Origin of the sequence: Fervidicola ferrireducens (assembly GCF_001562425.1) — a bacterium.
Taxonomy (GTDB): Bacteria; Bacillota; Thermosediminibacteria; order Thermosediminibacterales; family Thermosediminibacteraceae; genus Fervidicola; species Fervidicola ferrireducens.
Map to the genome: position 1 here is coordinate 77,482 of NZ_LOED01000003.1, position 18,095 is coordinate 95,576.

General features: G+C 50.8%; 15 protein-coding genes, 1 other RNA gene and 1 pseudogene. 9 read left to right on the forward strand and 8 right to left on the reverse strand.

What is annotated here, in order from left to right; translation table 11 throughout:
• Positions 1 to 35 precede the first annotated feature (35 nt).
• On the reverse strand, positions 36 to 815 hold the full coding sequence (gene arsM, locus AN618_RS02250) for an arsenite methyltransferase (protein ID WP_066351548.1): 780 nt from the start codon (positions 813 to 815) through the stop codon (positions 36 to 38).
• The gene (locus tag AN618_RS02255; protein ID WP_066351550.1) at positions 809 to 1,267 is read right to left on the reverse strand and encodes a MarR family winged helix-turn-helix transcriptional regulator; all 459 of its coding nucleotides are present in this window, start codon (positions 1,265 to 1,267) and stop codon (positions 809 to 811) included. The genes arsM and AN618_RS02255 overlap by 7 nt, the downstream gene beginning before the upstream one ends.
• Before the next feature lie 130 nt (positions 1,268 to 1,397).
• Between AN618_RS02255 and AN618_RS02260 the strand changes: the two genes are divergently transcribed.
• From AN618_RS02260 to AN618_RS02290, 7 genes are all read left to right on the forward strand, one after another.
• Entirely contained in the window at positions 1,398 to 2,075 is a 678-nt protein-coding gene (locus tag AN618_RS02260) for a GntR family transcriptional regulator (RefSeq protein ID WP_066351552.1), read from the forward strand.
• 13 nt (positions 2,076 to 2,088) lie between these two features.
• A complete protein-coding gene (locus tag AN618_RS02265; RefSeq protein WP_245628351.1) occupies positions 2,089 to 4,212 on the forward strand; it encodes a CDC48 family AAA ATPase in 2,124 nt (707 codons plus the stop codon).
• A 184-nt stretch (positions 4,213 to 4,396) separates the two neighbouring features.
• Entirely contained in the window at positions 4,397 to 5,344 is a 948-nt protein-coding gene (locus tag AN618_RS02270; protein WP_066351554.1) for an oxalate oxidoreductase subunit delta, read from the forward strand.
• A gap of 18 nt (positions 5,345 to 5,362) precedes the next feature.
• Positions 5,363 to 6,550 (forward strand): oxalate oxidoreductase subunit alpha, encoded by a 1,188-nt coding sequence (locus AN618_RS02275; RefSeq protein ID WP_066351556.1) that lies wholly within the window; start codon positions 5,363 to 5,365, stop codon positions 6,548 to 6,550.
• A gap of 23 nt (positions 6,551 to 6,573) precedes the next feature.
• Entirely contained in the window at positions 6,574 to 7,518 is a 945-nt protein-coding gene (locus AN618_RS02280; RefSeq protein WP_066351559.1) for an oxalate oxidoreductase subunit beta, read from the forward strand.
• A gap of 123 nt (positions 7,519 to 7,641) precedes the next feature.
• Positions 7,642 to 8,895 carry an oxalate/formate MFS antiporter gene (oxlT, locus tag AN618_RS02285; protein WP_066351561.1) on the forward strand — a complete coding sequence of 418 codons (1,254 nt, stop codon included), beginning with the start codon at positions 7,642 to 7,644 and terminating at the stop codon, positions 8,893 to 8,895.
• 152 nt (positions 8,896 to 9,047) lie between these two features.
• Positions 9,048 to 10,064 carry an N-acetylmuramoyl-L-alanine amidase gene (locus AN618_RS02290; RefSeq protein WP_066351564.1) on the forward strand — a complete coding sequence of 339 codons (1,017 nt, stop codon included), beginning with the start codon at positions 9,048 to 9,050 and terminating at the stop codon, positions 10,062 to 10,064.
• Here the strand turns inward: AN618_RS02290 and AN618_RS02295 are convergent.
• Both AN618_RS02295 and AN618_RS02300 read right to left on the reverse strand, forming a co-directional pair.
• Positions 10,061 to 11,605: a cobyric acid synthase gene (locus AN618_RS02295; protein WP_066351566.1), complete on the reverse strand. Its 1,545-nt coding sequence runs from the start codon at positions 11,603 to 11,605 to the stop codon at positions 10,061 to 10,063. The genes AN618_RS02290 and AN618_RS02295 overlap by 4 nt on opposite strands.
• Before the next feature lie 46 nt (positions 11,606 to 11,651).
• Positions 11,652 to 12,593 carry a hypothetical protein gene (locus tag AN618_RS02300; RefSeq protein ID WP_066351568.1) on the reverse strand — a complete coding sequence of 314 codons (942 nt, stop codon included), beginning with the start codon at positions 12,591 to 12,593 and terminating at the stop codon, positions 11,652 to 11,654.
• Positions 12,594 to 12,747: 154 nt separating this feature from the next.
• Between AN618_RS02300 and ssrA the strand changes: the two genes are divergently transcribed.
• Positions 12,748 to 13,096, forward strand: a transfer-messenger RNA (tmRNA) gene (ssrA, locus tag AN618_RS02305).
• 196 nt (positions 13,097 to 13,292) lie between these two features.
• Here ssrA and AN618_RS02310 read toward each other — a convergent pair.
• On the reverse strand, positions 13,293 to 14,432 hold the full coding sequence (locus AN618_RS02310) for an AAA family ATPase (protein WP_222926254.1): 1,140 nt from the start codon (positions 14,430 to 14,432) through the stop codon (positions 13,293 to 13,295).
• Positions 14,433 to 14,740: 308 nt separating this feature from the next.
• Between AN618_RS02310 and AN618_RS02315 the strand changes: the two are divergent.
• Positions 14,741 to 14,956: pseudogene (locus AN618_RS02315) on the forward strand (ferritin family protein); the annotation flags it as partial.
• Between the two features lie 10 nt (positions 14,957 to 14,966).
• Here the strand turns inward: AN618_RS02315 and lplA are convergent.
• The 3 genes from lplA to gltX are packed head-to-tail and all read right to left on the reverse strand — an operon-like array spanning position 14,967 to position 18,088.
• The gene (gene lplA / locus AN618_RS02320; RefSeq protein ID WP_066351573.1) at positions 14,967 to 15,944 is read right to left on the reverse strand and encodes a lipoate--protein ligase; all 978 of its coding nucleotides are present in this window, start codon (positions 15,942 to 15,944) and stop codon (positions 14,967 to 14,969) included.
• Between the two features lie 57 nt (positions 15,945 to 16,001).
• Entirely contained in the window at positions 16,002 to 16,586 is a 585-nt protein-coding gene (locus AN618_RS02325; RefSeq protein ID WP_066351655.1) for an HDIG domain-containing metalloprotein, read from the reverse strand.
• Between the two features lie 2 nt (positions 16,587 to 16,588).
• Positions 16,589 to 18,088 carry a glutamate--tRNA ligase gene (gltX, locus tag AN618_RS02330; RefSeq protein ID WP_066351579.1) on the reverse strand — a complete coding sequence of 500 codons (1,500 nt, stop codon included), beginning with the start codon at positions 18,086 to 18,088 and terminating at the stop codon, positions 16,589 to 16,591.
• Positions 18,089 to 18,095 lie beyond the last annotated feature (7 nt).

Here is an 18,095-nt window from a genome sequence, read left to right on the forward strand (position 1 = left end):
AAGGGCCGGCTTTCCAAAAAAGGAAGCCGGCTTTTTTACTGCTTTTCCGCCCTTATCAGGGCGCTGGCGAAGGCCCCGGCGACTTTTTCCAAATCTTCCTCACCTTCCACGAAATCCCTTATCTCATCTCTTCCGTACACGCCCGCTATTTTAATTTTTATATTCTTAAAACCCGCTTCCCTCAACAACTTTTCGTATTCCCCGACGGCCAGCGCCCCGGCAAAACATCCCGCCCACAGTTTATCATTTTTCTTTAGGTTTTCCGGAATACCTTTAAGAATCACTATGTCGGCCACCGCTAACCTGCCGGGCGATTTCAAAACCCTGTAGGCTTCTTTGAGAACCGCAAGCTTATCATGGGAAAGGTTAATCACGCAGTTTGAGATGACTACATCCACAGAATTATCTTCTAAAGGTATGTCCTCGATGTATCCTTTAATGAACTTTACGTTACTTATGCCCATCTTCTCTTTGTTCTTGTTGGCAATGGCTATCATCTCATCGGTCATGTCTAAGCCGAAGACCATACCTTCCTCTCCTACGCGCTTTGCCGCTATAAAGGCGTCTATCCCGCCACCGCACCCCAGGTCTAGCACCTTTTCTCCCTTTTTTAAATCCGCTATCGCCAGGGGATTGGCGCACCCCAGCGACATTTCAAGGGCCTCCTGCGGAAGGCCTTTCACATCTTCGAAGTCGTAAAGAACTTCATTTGCCTGCCCGCAGCAGGAAGAAGAGCAGGAGCAACACCCTCCCCCTTCTTTTTTTGCTATGCTTGCGTAATATTCCCTTACCTTCTCCCTGATATCCTCTACCATAAAAAACCCTCCTCGCAACATCTATTTTCCCTTACGGCATCGAGCAGGAGTTTGAGGCTCTCCAAAACCTGATGCCGCTTTTCTTCGGGTATCGAAGAAAAAACCCTCTCAAAATAGTCAGCCAGGTTCCTTTCGATTTCTCCGTAAACCTCCTTGCCCATTTCGGTCAGGCTTATCCTCACATAACGCCTATCCCTCTCATCCACCTTGCGAGAAACCAGTCCTTTATTAAATAAATTGTCTACACTTCTGCTTATGGTGCTGCTGTCGAGGTTTAAAAGTCCGGCAAGTTCGTTAAGTGAAACTTCTCCCGCCTTTCCTATTGCCAGTATGACGTGACACTGGGAAAGAGTCATGCCGCAGCAGGATGCCTCGGTCTTTTCCAAGACAAAAAGGTCCTTTTTCAGCATTTCCAAAAGCTCTCTTAAATAATGCCCGCCTCTATTTTCCATACCTTGACCTCCACTATTATGAATCACACTTTTATTGTATCATAAAATAGTTGTATATTGCAATTATTTTTCCTGGAATACAAAAGGAAAACATGCCGTATAAATTGTACAAAGCAAAGGGGGTATAACCATGTCGTGTGAGCTTTCCCCCATCGATTTTCATGAATATCCCCCGGTGAGCCGGGAGGTTTTTAAAGTCCTAAGAGAAGCCATCTTGAACGGCGCGTTTTCGCCCGGCACGAGGCTGGTGGAGCGGGAAATCGCAAGGAAATTAGGGGTCAGCCGGACCCCGGTGCGGGAAGCTATCCATAAATTAGAACAGGAAGGCCTCGTCCGCCATATTCCCCGGAAGGGCGTCGTGGTATCGTGCATTTCCGACCAGGATGTCCACGAAATCTACACCATCCGCGCCGTTTTGGAAGGTCTTGCCGCAAGGCTCGCCGCTGCGCGGATAAGCCGGAAAAAATTGATGCGACTAAATGAGCTCGTAAAAGCCATGGAAAGAGCTTTGGAGAAAGGAGACGAAGAAAACCTTCAGTCCCTTCACATGGAATTCAACCGGACAATCTACGAAAGCGCCCAAAGTCCCAGGCTTTTCCAGATGATCAGCATACTTTCGGACTACATCGCCTCTTTCGCCAAGGTTGGCTACAGCGTTCCGGGGAGGTCCCAAGAAGCCACCGAAGAACATAAGAGCCTGGTAAAAGCTCTTTTCGACGGAAATGCCGACCTCGCCGAAAAGATAGCAAGGCTGCATATTGAAAAATCGAGAGAGGCTTACTTTAGAAAGAAAAAATCTAAAGCATAAGGGAGGGAGCCTCTTGCCTGACAAAAACAAAATGAAATTTAAGGTCGTGGAAGCAGATATTCAGGATGCCAAAAAAGGTTACGTGCGAATCCCAAGCGCCGAAATTGCCCTTTTAGGCCTGAAACCCAACGATGTCGTAAAGATAACCGGGAAGCGCTCGACGGTAGCGAAAATATTGCCCGGCTTTCCTGAAAGCTGCCCCGCGGGATGCATCCAGATGGACGGGGTAATAAGGCAAAACGCGGGCACGGGCCTCGGCGATACGGTGGAACTCGCCCCTGCCGAAGCTCAGGACGCAAGGTCCGTTGTGCTTTCTCCCGTCCTTTCCGGCTTTCAGCGGGAAAAGCAGGCCGTGCCCATAATCAAAAAGAACCTGCTGGGCCGGGTGCTCATCACAGGGGATCGTATAATGATACCCCAATTTAGCGGCGGCGATGAAGCCTTTTCGGTGGAGGGAACGGCACCGCGAGGTCCCGTTGTAATCACCCGGGATACCATAATCCGGATAAAGGGTTCCGAAAACCTGGAAACTTATCGGGAACAGGTGACATACGAGGACATAGGAGGTCTTTCAAAGCAGGTCAAAAAAATCCGCGAGATAGTGGAACTTCCCCTCAAATACCCCGAGCTTTTCGAAAGGCTTGGAATAGAGCCACCCAAAGGCGTGCTTCTCTATGGGCCGCCAGGGACGGGAAAGACTTTGATAGCCCGAGCCATAGCTTCCGAAACCGATGCCCACTTCTTGCTGGTAAACGGCCCTGAGATAATGCACAAGTACTACGGCGAAAGCGAGGCAAGGCTAAGGCAGGTGTTCGAAGAGGCCAAAAGGAAGGCTCCCAGCATAATATTCATCGATGAAATCGACGCCATAGCACCGCGGCGCACCGAGGTCCACGGAGACGTGGAAAAGCGGGTGGTGGCCCAGCTCCTCGCCCTCATGGACGGCTTGGAGGCAAGGGGCAACGTCATCGTCCTTGCGGCCACCAACGTCCCCGACCTCATAGACCCCGCCCTCCGGCGCCCGGGCCGCTTCGACCGCGAAATCCTTATAGATGTCCCAGACCAGCAGGGGCGAAGGGAGATCCTAGCTATTCACACCCGTGGCATGGCTCTCTCCAAAGACGTTTCTCTCGAGCGCCTGGCCGCCGTGACCCACGGCTTCGTCGGTGCAGACCTTGCCGCCCTCTGCCGGGAAGCAGGAATGCGAGCGCTTCATCGGGCAATCCAAAGTTTAAAGGAAAATGAGGACTTCAACGAACTTCCCGAAGTCACCGTCACAATGGACGATTTTCTTAAAGCCCTCGACGATGTGGAACCTTCTGCCACCAGGGAATTTACCGTCGAACTTCCTCCTTCCAAATGGGAAGAAGTAGGGGGACTGGACAAAATAAAGGCAGAGCTTCAGGCCATGGTGGAGTGGCCTTTAACCCATCCGGAGCTTCTTGAACGATTTAGATTAAGACCACCTAGAGGAATTTTGCTTTCAGGTCCGCCGGGCACCGGAAAAACGCTGGTGGTGCGAGCCCTCGCGGGACAGTGCCGCGTTAATTTCATACCGGTTAATGGCTCGCTACTTTTTTCACGGCTCAGGGGTCAGGCCGAAAAAGTGCTGCACGAGGTGTTTAGAAAGGCCCGCCAGGCATCTCCTTGCATCTTGTTTTTCGACGAACTGGACGCCCTGGTGCCTGCCCGCAGAAGGGGCGAGGAGACTTCAAGCCGGCTGGTATCCCAGTTTCTCCTGGAGTTTGATGCCCTGGAAGAAATGCACCAGGTAGTGGTCATCGGCGCCACCAACAGGATAGACCTTATAGACCCGGCCTTTTTAAGACCGGGGCGCTTCGACGAGGTGCTGGAGTTTACCCTGCCGGACAAAAGCGAAAGGCGAGCCATTTTCGAAATACACCTGAAGCACCGCCCCCTTTCTTCCGATGTGGACCTAGACCTCCTTTGCCTGCAGTCGGAAGGCCTTTCCGGTGCGGATATAGAGGCCGTGTGCAGGCGAGCGACCTTCCTGGCAGCTTCGGAATTTGTTCAGTCCACGCCGGAGAAAATATCGGGCAAAATTGAAAGAAAGCACCTGGAAAAGGCCCTTGCAGAATTTTTGCAGAGAAAAATTAAGCAAAAAACCGAGTCATAAATTTGAAAATTCGCTCATAACTTTATCTTAGGGAGAAGGGAAAAGCTGTAAATCAATCCCAAGCTTCTGCATGTCGAGTTTTGGTATACCACATACCATATCTTTGAAGTACTCCATTTGGGGAGGTGATGCGAACAAGACAAGTTCAAAATTTTGTTAAAAATTCCAAAGAGAGGAGGATACTATGTCTTCCCATGAGCTCTTTGTTGAACCCAACCTTAAGCAAATTACGGTATGGTCGCGGGGCGTCATCATGAACAAAGACGCCCGGGACGTAGTCGTGGCCCTCACCGAAGCGGCAGCCATAGAAGGAAAGTACGTTCAGGCTTTCGAAAACTATGTGGACCTTCCGGACCGCATAAACGTTCCCGTACGGGCGTACGCCCGCATCAGCAGCGACCCAATAGAGAGCAGGTACGTTTACGAAAATGAATCCCCGGACATCGTGGTGGTCCTTGAGGAAACTTTAGTAAAAGGCGTACCGGTGCTCAAAGGCATAAAGCCCGGTGCCACCCTGGTAGTCAACACCCGGCGCAGCATCGACGATATATTGAAATTCCTCGGCGATACCGGAAATCTCGGGCAAATAGCCACTGTGGATGCAAGCAACATGGCCCAGGCGGTAATCACGCTTTCCGGCTCCGAAGGAGCCACCGACGCTACTGGCATAGGCGCCGGAATTGCCGCCCCCATCGCCGGAGCCGTGGCCCGGGTCACGGGTATCGTTGACGTGGAAAACCTGGCCAAAGTCGTAAAAAACCAAGCGGCGATGCGCCGCGGATACGAAGAAGTCAAATGCAGAACCCTTGAGGTAAAATACACAGCCCAGAAAAGCCAGACCTCGGCAAGAGAGCTCCTCAAGCAGATGCCCTTTGCCGGGACGGTTCCATCGCCTCAGGAAGAAAACGAAGGCATGGTAACCGGCAACTGGCGCATGAAGCGGCCAGTACTTAATGCCGAAGCGTGCACCCAGTGCTGGACCTGCTGGATTTACTGCCCCGACTCCTGCATCAAAAAAGGCGAAGACGGTCCCTTGTTCAACCTTAAATACTGCAAGGGATGCGGACTTTGCGCCGCCGTCTGCCCCACCGGAGCCATAAGCCAGGTGCCGGAGTTAGATTTTGACGATTAGGTTTGGGAGGTGAAAAAAATGGGTAAGATAAAAAATATTTCCGGTTGCGTAGCAGTGGCCCACGGCGTTCGCCTGGCCGACGTGGATGTGATATGTTCTTACCCCATCAGGCCCTACACGGGCATAATGTCGGAACTTGCCCGCATGGTAGCCGATGGAGAATTAGATGCCGAGTTCGTGCACGGTGAAGGCGAGCACGCCCAGCTGAGCGTCGTCTACGGCGCATCCGCCGCCGGCGCCCGCGTGTTTACCGGCAGTTCCGGCGTGGGAGTCACCTACGCCTTCGAAGTATATTCACCCATTTCCGGCGAAATGCTACCGGTGCAGATGGCCATCGCCGACCGCACCCTGGACCCGCCGGGAGATTTCGGCTCGGAGCACACCGACGCCGAATGCTGCCGCGACCAGGGCTGGATTCAGGGCTGGGCTTCCACTCCCCAAGAGGCTCTGGACAACACCCTCATATTCTACCGCGTAGGCGAAGACCCGAGGGTGCTTTTGCCGCAGTATTCTTGCATGGATGGCTATTTCGTAAGCCACATTTTGGGTCCGGTGGATATACCAGAACCCGAGCAGGTAAAGGAGTTTCTGCCCCCTTACAAAAACCACCACGTGCTAGATCCCAGAAAGCCGCAGATAATAGGGCCTCAAATTGAACCTGCAATGGGACCTCCCCTGCAGTACCAGCGCTATCAGGTCCTGCAGAACGTATTTGAAGTGCTCGAAGAAGCCTGCGAGGACTTTGCCCGCATCTTCGGGCGCCGCTATGACCCTTACATGGAAGAATACTACACCCATGATGCCGAAGTCGTAATCTTCGGTCAGGGAGCGCACATGGAAACGGCCAAAGCCGTGGTAAGGCGGCTCCGCAACCACGGTGAAAAGGTCGGCGCCGTACGGCTTCGCACCTTCCGCCCATTCCCCACCGCACAGGTAAGAGAGCGGCTTTCCCGCTTCAAGGCGGTGGGCGTCCTCGATAACTCCACCAACTTTGGCATCTCAGGGGGAGGCGGAGTGCTGCTTTCCGAAGTTCGCACAGCCCTTTACGACCTGGGTGAAAAAGTAAAGACCGTGGGCTTTGTGGCCGGTCTCGGCGGCGAAGTGGTCACCCATGACGAATTTTTCCGGATGTTTGAGAAATTAAAGGAAATCATGAAGACCGGCAAAGTGGAAAAAACGGCCTTCTGGCTCCCCTTTGAACTATAAAGGCGATGGAAGGAGGGGAAAACATGCTGGAAATGATTACTTCGATACGCAAAGCACCGGAAGAAGAATATTACCTTCCCGGACACCGGACCTGCGCGGGCTGCGGACCGGCTCTCTGCTACCGCCTGGTGGCGAAAGCCGCTGGCCCCAACACCATATTCGTCGGTCCCACCGGCTGCATGTACGTGGCCAATACCAGTTACGGGTGCGGCCCGTGGCGGGTGCCGTGGATTCACGCTCAGATTACCAACGGAGGCGCGGTGGCTTCCGGCATAGAGGCGGCCTATAAGGCATTAATAAGAAAAAAGAAGACCGACGCCGAGTTTCCCAACATCATCGTCATGGCCGGCGACGGAGGCGCGGTGGACATAGGTTTGCAGGCCCTTTCCGGAATGCTTTACCGCGGGCATGACGTGCTCTTCATTTGCTACGACAACGAATCTTACGCCAATACCGGCATCCAGACATCCCCGAGCACGCCTTACGGCGCGGCGACCACCTTCACCCCACCGGGTCCTGTGGTCCCCGAAGGAAAGAAGCTCTTCCCCAAAGATAATCCCAAGGTCGTCGCCCACGGCCATCCCGAACTGAAATACGTGGCAACGGCTTCCATAGGATGGCCCGTAGACCTGATGAACAAGGTAAGAAAGGGTCTCAATCAGAAAGGCCCGGCATATCTTCACATCCACGCCCCGTGCCCCAAGGGCTGGCAGTTCCCGGCCGACAAAACCATCGAGATGGCAAAATTGGCCGTGGAAACCGGGATGTTCCAGCTATACGAATACGAAAACGGCGAATACAAGCTCTCGGTAAAGATCGAAAAGAGGAAACCCGTCAGCGAATACATGCGCCTCCAGGGTCGCTTCAAGCACTTAAAGCCGGAACACATAGAAAAGATGCAAGCATTCGTGGATGCCCGCTGCGCCGAAGTTGGACTCACCGTGCCGGTAGTAGCTCCGTCGGAATAAATTTCATTCACTGCCCCAGGCACTTGCCTGGGGCAGTATGCTTGTCCCCCACAGCAAGTCCGAACTTTATAAAAAGTTTGGCTATATTTTTCATAATTTTTAAAATTTTTAGGGGGTGTTTTAATGAATACTGTGGTTCCCGAAACTCCCGAAAGGGGTATCAACAGCTGGATTGTAAACAAGTGGACCCAGCTCGTGCTCGCCATGATCGGAATGATAATGATTGCCAACCTCCAGTACGCGTGGACGCTCTTCGTGCCCGAGCTGGAAAAAGGTTTTAACGCTTCCCGTGCGGCGGTACAGCTGGCGTTTTCCCTTTTTATAGCGCTTGAAAGCTGGGGGCAGCCCATTGCCGGATTTTTCATCGACCGCTACAGCCCCCGCCTGCTCCTAATCATCGCCTCCTTAATGGTTGGAATCGGCTGGACGGCGATGGGGCTCGTGGATACCCTCACCGGACTGTACGTGGCCTACAGCCTTGCGGGTATCGGCGCGGCCTTTATATACAGCGGGGCCGTAGCGGCCGGCGTGCGCTGGTTTGAACCCGCCAGAAGGGGCCTGGCATCGGGCCTCGTGTCGGCGGCCTTCGGTTCCGGCGCCGCACTTTTCATACCCTTCATAGCTGCCGCGCTTAAAAATCAGGGTTACGCCTCGGCCTTCGTCTCCACCGGTATAGTGCAAGGGGTGCTGATATTTCTCGCAGCGCAGCTGATGCGGGTTCCTCCAAAAAAACCGGCTGCACCTTCCAAATCCGGCGCGGACTCCTCCCAGCACCAGTTTACGACCCTTGAGATGTTCCGCACCGTCCATTTCTGGCTAATATACCTCATGTTTTTGTTCATCGTCACCGGCGGCATGGTGGTCACTGCCCAGACCAAACCCTTCGGCCAGGATGCGGGAATCCCCTCCGGAATCATAGTGCTCGCCGCTTCTATAAACACCATAGCCAACGGTGCAGGCCGAATCTTCTGGGGAACGGTATCCGATAAGCTTGGGCGTTACCAAACCATGTTCCTCGCATTCACCATAAACGGCATCGCCATGGCCCTCGTCCCCTTCTTCGGCAAAAGTCCCGCAATGTTTGTCTTCCTCTTTGCCCTGATAATGTTCACCTGGGGCGAACTTTACGCCCTCTTCCCGGCGGTAAACGCCGACATCTTTGGGACGAAATACGCCGCCACCAATTACGGCTTCATGTACAGCGCAAAGGGCGTGGGCGGCATCATCGGAAGCTACGTGGCTGCCCTAATAGCCCAATTCAGCGGCTGGTCACCGGTATTTTTCACCGGCGCCGCTATGTCCGCCTTAGCCGGCATCGGCGCACTTGTATTGCTCCGCCTTCCCCGGCCGGTGCCTCCTTTCAGCGCCAAGGATTGACGGCGAAAATATTTTATATCCCAGAACCACTATAGTATAATATATAGTTTGAGAAAGTAGCTTTCAAGCTACTTTTTCTTTGTCCAAAAAAGCTTTGTCCGAACCATCGTTTCTCGTCTTAATCTCTTTGCCATCCTGGAGGGGTGAGAGAGATGAAGTTTGTCCGGAACATTTTTTCCCTTGTGATCGCGATAGTTGTTTTGATTTCAGCTTTCAACTCAGAAGCAGCCACAGCCCAGCAGGCAGTTTTCTTCATCGGCGCCAAACGTTATGTAGTCAACGGCCAATCCATCGAAATGGACAGCGCTCCATTCATCCAGGAAGGCCGAACCTTTGTACCGCTCAGGTTCCTGGCGTATGCATTAGGCGTGCCACCCGAAAACATACATTGGTCAGATGAATCTCGCACGGCCACCCTTTCAAAGGACGGCGTAATCGTAACTACGGCTATCGGGAAAAAGGCGCTTTACATAAATGGCCGCCAGGTGAAAACGGACGTAGCCCCGGTCATTATACCTCCCGGGCGCATTTGTCTGCCAGCTCGGTACATTGCAGAAGCCTTCGGGCACAAGGTACACTGGAATGCTTCAGCGCGGACCGTAACCATAACGATATCCACCCGCCGTGCCAAGGTCGTGATTGACCCCGGCCACGGAGGCCACGACCCTGGCGCAGTGGCCAACTCGCTTCGCGAATCTGACATTACTTTGGATCTTGCCCTCAAGGTAGCCCAGGAACTTGAGCAGCTAGGGTTCGACGTTCGACTGACGCGGGAGGACGACCGTTATATTTCCCTTGAAGGACGTGCCGCACTTGCCAACCAATGGGATGCAGACCTTTTTGTGAGCTTGCACTGCAATGCGGCTTCGAATCCAGCGGCGCGGGGATTCGAAAGCTACATCTACTCTAGGGCCCAGTCTTCTACCCGCGAGCTGGCCCGCAAGATCCACGAAAGGCTTGCTGCCTTCCTTTATCAGTTCGGCGTGCCGGACAGAGGAATAAAGGAAGCCAACTTTTACGTGCTTCGCGAAACCAAAAGTCCGGCTACCCTGCTCGAGTGCCTTTTTATCACCAACTCCGAGGATGCAAAACTCCTGCAGGACGTGAACTGGCGAAGCCGCCTTGCCAGTGAAATAGCCCAGGCTGTAGCTGCCGCGCTGTCAAGTTAAGATTTGGATTTTATGCCGACTATTTTGTAAATCGCATCCATATCAAGGGACTGCCTTAGAATGCTGGCCCATTTGTCAAATTGTTCTTCCTTGAAGCTGACAAAATCTACCTTTTTAGGAGAGGACCTTAAGCCTTTCCTTTCTGACAAGAAGTCTATAAATCTTTTCGCAAACTCGCCCCTGTCGAAAATGCCGTGCAGGTACGTGCCCCAAATGTTGCCCGTTCTATCAACGGCACCATCCAGCACTTCTTCCCCGTCTTCTTTTCGCCGGATTGCGGCAAAAGTTTCAGAGCCTTCCTTTACGGTCGTGTATCCCATATGTATTTCATAGCCTTCCACTTCCAGGTTTGATAGATGGGCTGCCAGCCCCTTTTCATGTTCCAGCACGCGGCCTTTCGCCTTTCGCGTTACCTTATTTTTCGTAATTTCGGTTTCCACGTCCAAAAGGCCTATCCCTTCGACTTCTTTCATCTCGCTTTCGACCCCGTAGGGGTCCCTGATGATTTTCCCGAGCATCTGGAAGCCTCCGCAGATGCCCACAATTACCGCCCCTTTTTGGGCAAGGCTTTTTATCTCCTCATCCCAGCCCCATTCCTTAACTCTTATAAAGTCGCCGATGGTATTTTTCGTGCCGGGTATTATAACCGCATCGGCATCGCCTATGCTCTCCCCGGGCTTTACGTATTCGAGGTATGTATTTTCAAAATTGGAAAGGGGCACGAAATCGGTGAAATTGGAAATGTGAGGCAAAAGCAGAATCTTTATTACCACGCTTTTCGCCTTATTATTCCTCAACCTCAGCCTTTTCATCTCATAAGTCGGGTCATCCTCTTCGTCTATATAGGAATAATCGTATGGGACAACTCCTAGGACAGGCTTTTTTATCAAATCTTCCAGCATTTTTATCCCTGGCTCGAGGAGCTTTATATCCCCCCGGAATTTGTTTATAATGACACCCTTTACCCTTTCCCTTTCCTTTTCGTCAAGGAGCATCACTGTGCCGTATAGAGAGGCAAAGACTCCGCCCCTATCGATGTCGCCCACAATTACAACGGGAGCGTCGGCCATCTCGGCCATGCCCATGTTGACGATGTCGTTTTCCCGCAAGTTTATCTCCGCTGGGCTGCCGGCGCCCTCAATGACTATTATTTCGTACTGGCTTTTTAATTCCTCGTAAGCTTCCCTGACCACCTCTTTCAACTTTGCTTTGAACTCGTGATAATCCATTGCCGACAAATTGCCGTATACCCTGCCTTTCAGGACCACCTGGCAGTTTTTGTCGGAAGTAGGTTTTAAAAGTACCGGGTTCATGAGCACCGACGGTTCGATTCCGCACGCCTCCGCCTGGGTGGCCTGGGCCCTTCCTATCTCCAAACCTTCTCTTGTGATATAAGAATTCAGGGCCATGTTTTGGGCCTTAAACGGCGCTACCCTAAAACCGTCCTGTTTCAATATCCGGCAAAGTCCGGTAACTATCCTGCTTTTTCCGACGGAAGACCCCGTACCCTGAATCATTATGCACTTTGCTCCCAACGGCATCCTCTCCCATTCATAAAAAATCCGCTTGGGTATTATTATACCAAATTCAGACTTTACCGGCTAGTTTGTACATTTTTATCTTTTGTTTTGCCCTCTTCCACTCTAAATAAACCCTGATGGAGTACGGCATCAAATTTTCGTGGGTCTTAAAAAAGTTTTCCATATCTTCTTTTTTCAAAGCGACCACATGGCTTAAAGGAGCTTCAAGACTGCGGTAACCCACGGGGCTGAAAAGGAATACTTTATGGGGGAAGTCTGAGAACATATTTGGATCGAGCATTCCATTGGAGCTTATTCGGACGAAAGCTTTCTCGCCCGTCGATTGATGCACCATCTGGAAGTTATAATTTTCTTCCGTATTGAAGGTGCTCGGGATTACATAATAACCATCTCTCTGGAGGAACAGCGCAACTACATCTTCCAGTTCCGAATTAGTAAGAAGACCAAATACATCAGTTTTTTCCAGAAAATCTTCCTCAACGGTGTAAAATTCTTCCCCGGAGAGCCTGTTGTATGAAATGCGGGAAAATAAGTGGGCTGAAAAGTCATTTATCTTTTGCACTATGCTTCCCGTTCTAAATCCGTGCTCGATGCTTCCCGGCGCATCGCTTCCCACTTTAAACAATTTGCATTTTCTCGCATTCGGCAAACCTACCTGCAAAAATTCAGGTTCGTCGCGGTAGTGCCATTCGCCTTCTATCCTTCCCAAGTAATAAAACCCCTCGAAATCCTTCAGCCACACTAGGTCATTTTCTTTCATCTGAAACAGGAACGGAGTAGCCGCGCGCACCCACTGGTTATCTTTAGCGTAAATCCCTTTTCCCATTTCCCAGTATTCTTCTTTTGAAAGGGGTTTTCCAGGCACGCTCCAGCCTATTGCCACAATGCCCTTTTCAAAGCAAAACTTCGCGGGGTCCTTTTCCGTCGCCAAAAAAGGCCTTACGTCCACCTGCCATACATTGACGTTTTTTAAAGCTTCATAATTCATGTAATGCACCTCCAAAAGTAGTTTCCCGAAAAATTTTCATGCTTATTCCCTGTAAAGACACATAAAAAAATTATTTTTTGATTTTTTCAGTGTTTGACCTTTATTGATATTTCGCGGTTATTGGTGTATAATATATTACGAAAAAAGCGAATATGGGGGCGTTTGGTCTCGACGGGGGCGGCAGAGATAAAAGCTGCAGGCCGAGCTTTCCGACTCGTAAATCCGGAAGCACAAATAAGTGCCAACGAAGAACTCGCTCTTGCTGCTTAATTAAAAAGCAGCACGCCCTTCCCGGCGCGCCCGGTCGCCGGAAAAGGGTGTCATAGCTCCGGGCTCTTCTTCCGCTGTTAGCTTTGGCAGCGGGAGAGAAAATAAACAAAGCTGGCCGGTTTTCAATCCTGCCCTCGGGAGTGAAGCCGGCGAGATCAAAACGAGGGATAAGCCTGTAGAGGCTTTTATCGATGCGCCTTCGGACAGGGGTTCGATTCCCCTCGCCTCCACCAGCTCTAAGGACAAATCTATCCTATCGGGATAGATTATTATTTTATTTTTATTTTTTTACCGCGTCTAGGGCTTATCGAACGTCATCTTTCCCAAGATTATTATTTCATTACAATTTCCCTCAGTATGATACTATAAGTTGTACAACACTTCTGCCCAATGTTCATGCAATTTTTTTGTCTAGCTTCAGAGGTATTTCTAATGTTGAAATTGTTCTAAAATATACTGCTGGAACATCGGTTCTACGAAAACGTAACTCCCCCGGGCTGTTCTTTCTATAACGGCCCTGCCAAGCAGGAGGTCAATGGCCCGTTTGACTTTATTGGGATGAATCCCTTCCTCGTAGGCATTTTCACCCAGCGCAAGCCGGTATAGGACCCTTCGCACCTGGGGACGTGCACTTAAATCATCCAGTATTTCGTCGAAGATGGGAGCAAGAGCCAACATAGCCCGTTCGTACCCCAGGCGCACGTGATCATGGGTAATGACATCATCTCCCGTTTCCAAGAGGGTGTAGTAAATTTCAGAGCAGAGGAACATAGTATCCTGCGGATGCCCACCGGAAAGGCGAATTATCTCTTTCACCATATCCGCATCCACCTGAATGTTCCTGGAATTAAATTTTTTGACGATGTATGGCACCCAATCATCTTCTGAAATACCAGGAATGGGAAGCATTGTGGCAAAGCGGTAGAACGCTTCCTTCCTCTCGCTGAAAAGGGCCTGCATCATGCCCTCTTTGGACCCCAGGAAAAGGTATGCCACGTCTTTTTGTGCCTGAAAATGAGCTCGCATTCGCTTAAAAATTTCGGTGTCCGTCATCCTGGGAGCATCCTGAAACTCGTCAAACATGACCACCATTAGCTTCTTGTCCCTGTCTGCCAAAATGCCCGGAAGCATCAGGGCGTAGTCAAGAAGTTCATCGTCCGACTTTTTCTCGGCAAAGCCGAAGGAAATTTCAAGATCCTTAAGCTTAATGGCAAATTTCGCTCCCCCTGATAGGGCCTTAGCCTTGTCTTGCAGAATACTCAGGGTTTTCTTGATTCCAGTTCTGTTTTCAAGACACGCGTTTATTAAACTATAAGCAAAATCCCGCTTGCCGGAAAAACGGAAGAAATCCACCGCGGCGGTATAAGCCCCTTTTTCTCTAAGCCTACGCAGGACTTCATGGGCTACAGATGTCTTGCCGATCCGCCTAGGTCCTGCCAGCATCACGCTCTGCCCCTCTTGCAAACGATTGACTAGAGAAACTATGAATTCTTCTCGGCCCACCAGGTCTTCTCTGTCAACAGGGCCGCCGACAGGGAATAATCCTTTAGTCATAATCATCCTGGTCATCTAAACTGTGACAAAATTCCCAGTTTAGACGGCTGGGGTATTTTTTACCGCCTTTTTTAGGCTTCCCAGCCCCAGCGGGCGGTATTTGGGAAGCCTTCAGCCCCTGCCTCAAGAAGCAGGGGCTCGCGCACCTAACCGGGTCTCCCAACTTGCCCTGAATGTAATAACCTTATTATACCGTTTTGCATTATCATTATTTCCAACTGTTGTAACCTTCGTTTTTTATCACATCTTCGGTGATATTATATCACATCTCAAATGATATCGCAATCTGTAAAAGTCTTTTTACCGGAGGCTTACTCCGGGTAGAAGCCGAACACGCAGCGAGATTTGCCGAATTAAACGGCATGATCCACGAGGACCTTTTTGAAAACATACGGCAAATGCTAGAGGGGGAGACCAGCGCCAACGAAGGAAAAAAACAGGCAGCCGACAAAGCAGCTGCCCTGGGGCTTGATTCTGCCAGAGATTACTTCAACGAATCGGCCAAGGATGAAGCAAGGCACGCGAGGATGTTTTTTTAAAAAAACAAGCTTAAAAAAACAAGCTCACCAATTCATCCACGGTAATGCCCGCAAAATAGTCGCCTATATTTATTTTTGAAAGGGCCTTTTTTATTTCATCTTCCTCGTGCCTTACGCCCTTTAAAAGCTCTTCTATTTCCGTGACATCCCGCCTTCCGAAAAAGTCCCCGTAAAATTTCACATCCTCTATAATGCCCCTTTCCACGTTCATGTTAACCTCGACGGTGCCTCCGGGGAATTTTTTTTCGTTTTTGAATTTGTATTTCGGCGATTCGCCGAAATTCCACTCCCAGGTGCCGTATTTTTCTTTGACCAGCTTTTCTATGTTTTTTATGTCTTCCGGGGTAAACTCGTACACCTTTCCTTCTTTGCGGCCTTTTACGTGGTCCATGATGAGGTCTATAAATTCTTCTATGGTGATGGGGTTTTTCAGGTGTTCGCTGATGTTGGTCACCCTTTTTTCCACCGATTTTACGGCCTTGTCCTCGAATTTTAAACTTTTCGGCCTCAAAGCGGCCGAAAGATCCCGGATGCTTGCGGAAAATAGCAGTGTCCCGTGGTGCAAAATCCTATTTTTGTAGCAGTACTGGGCATTTCCCGAAATTTTCTTGCCGTCTATCGTTATATCGTTCCTTCCTGAAAACTCCGCGTTCACGGAAAGCTTTCTCAACACCTCGATTATGGGTTCGGTAAACTTCTTGAAGTCGGCGAAGTTCGATATATCCTCGTTGACGATAAAGGTGAAATTCAAATTCCCCAGGTCGTGAAAAACGGCACCGCCCCCCGAAAGCCTCCGCACTACCGGTATGTTGTTCCTTTTTACGTAATCCACGTCTATTTCCGCAAGGGCGTTTTGATTTTTCCCGATGATGACCGAAGGCCCGTTTCGCCAAAGCATGAAAATTTCTTCCTCAAACTCTTTCAAAAGATATTCTTCCGCTGCCAGGTTAAAATAAGGGTTGGTGCTTTTGTTGTAAATGTAAAGCATGCTCTCACCCCGCATATATAAATAAAAGGGCGCTTTGAGCGCCCGGCGGCAATATTTTTACTCGGCCTTGAAATCGCCAAGGAGTCCTATTTCACCTGCAACCTTTTGCATGCCCTTTATGGTCTCTTCTATCACCCGGTCCAGGTCCATGCCGAGCATTTTCGCACCTTCCTCTATGACCTCCCGGTTTACTCCTGCGGCAAAGCTCTTTTGCTTCCACTTTTTCTTTACCGACTGAAGGGTAGTGCTCATGATGCTCTTATCGGGGCGCATGAGGGCCGTAGCCGTAACAAGGCCCGTGAGTTCGTCGACGGCATAGAGCACCTTTTCCATCCTTTCTGTGGGCTCTACATCCGAGCAGAGTTTCCAGCCGTGGCTCTGGACCGCCTTTATGTAGTCTTCGGGCCAGCCTTCTTGCTCCAATATTTCCCTTACCTTTTTGCAGTGCTGTTCGGGGTACATCTCGTAGTCCAGGTCGTGCACGAGGCCTACTATGCCCCATTTTTCCTCATCTTCGCCGAAAAGCCTGGCAAAGTGGCGCATTACGGATTCCACCGCAAGGGCGTGCTTTATGAGGTTTTCGCTTTTCGTATATCTTTTCAATAATTCAAAGGCCTCTTCTCTAGTGGGGACCTTCGCCATATTCAATTCTCCCCTCCAGCTTTTGTCAGATTTCCGCTTTCTTTTATCCACCTTGCCGCCTTTCTCATGCGCCTTGCGGTCTCTTCCCGGCCCAGGAGCTCAATTATATCGAATAGTCCGGGCCCCACGGTCCTTCCGGTTATGGCAAGGCGTGTCGGGTGGATGAGCTCCGCTGCCTTCACCCCCATAGCATCGGCGAGGCTCCTGAAAGCAATCTCTGCCTGCTGTTTGTCAAATCGCTCCAGCTCTTCAAGGGCTTCGGCGCCTTTCAAAAGAAGCTCGGCGGCGTTTTCTTTTGCGAAATGTTTTCTTACACCCTTTTCCTCGTACTCCTCAACATCCCTTAAGAAAAAGGCTATGGAGTCAGCGAGTTCGTCCAAAGTTTTCGCTCTGTCCCTGGAAATTTCCACCGCTTTTTTGATGTATTCGTACCGCTTTTTCGATTCCTCCTCCGAGATGATGCCCTTTTTGACCAGGAAGGGAATTGTCTCGGAGGTTATGTAATCCAGGTCGAGCTCCCGCAAATAGTGGCTGTTGAGCCAAGTTAGCTTTTTTACATCGTATATGGCCGCGGTTTTGTTTACCCTCTCTAAGCTAAACTCCTTTATGGCCTTTTCCATGCTCAGGATTTCTTCGCCATCCGGTGGGGACCACCCCAGCAGCGTGAGGTAGTTTATGATGGCCTGGGGTAGGTAACCCTGGTCACGGAACTCCTCGACGGAGGTAGCACCGTGGCGCTTGCTCAGCTTGCTCCGGTCCGGTGCAAGTATCATGGGCACGTGGGCAAACTCTGGAATTTCGTATCCTAATGCTTTATATACCTGTATTTGCTTGGGCGTGTTGGAAAGGTGCTCCTCCGCCCTTATTACGTGGGTAATTCCCATGGCATGGTCGTCCACCACGCAGGCGAAATTATACGTGGGCATGCCGTTGGATTTCATTATGATGAAATCGTCCAGCACCGAATTTTCAAAGACGACCGTACCGCGGATGATATCCTCCACGATGGTCTCGCCTTCCTGAGGCACCTTCAGCCTTATGGCGGGCTTTCTGCCCTCGGCCTCGTATTTTTTCCTTTCCTCCTCGCTCAGGTTCCTGCAAATCCCCTCGTACCTCGGGGCTTTCCCGGCCTTCAGCATGGCCTCCCTGCGGGATGCGAGCTCCTCAGGCGTGCAGTAGCAGTAGTAAGCCTTGCCCTCCTCAATAAGCCTTTCGGCCTCTTTCCTGTAAAGCTCAAGGCGCTGGGACTGAAAATAAGGCCCATAATTCCCGCCCTTGTCGGGGCCCTCATCCCAGTCGAGTCCCAACCACTTCATGGACCTTATAATCTGGGCCACCGACTCTTCCCTGGAGCGTTCGGTGTCGGTATCCTCTATCCTGAGGATGAAAGTTCCACCGTTATGGCGGGCAAAGAGCAGGTTGAAAAGAGCAGTCCTTGCGCCTCCTATGTGAAGGCTTCCTGTAGGGCTTGGCGCAAATCTTACCCTGACATTTTTCGTCATTTAAAAC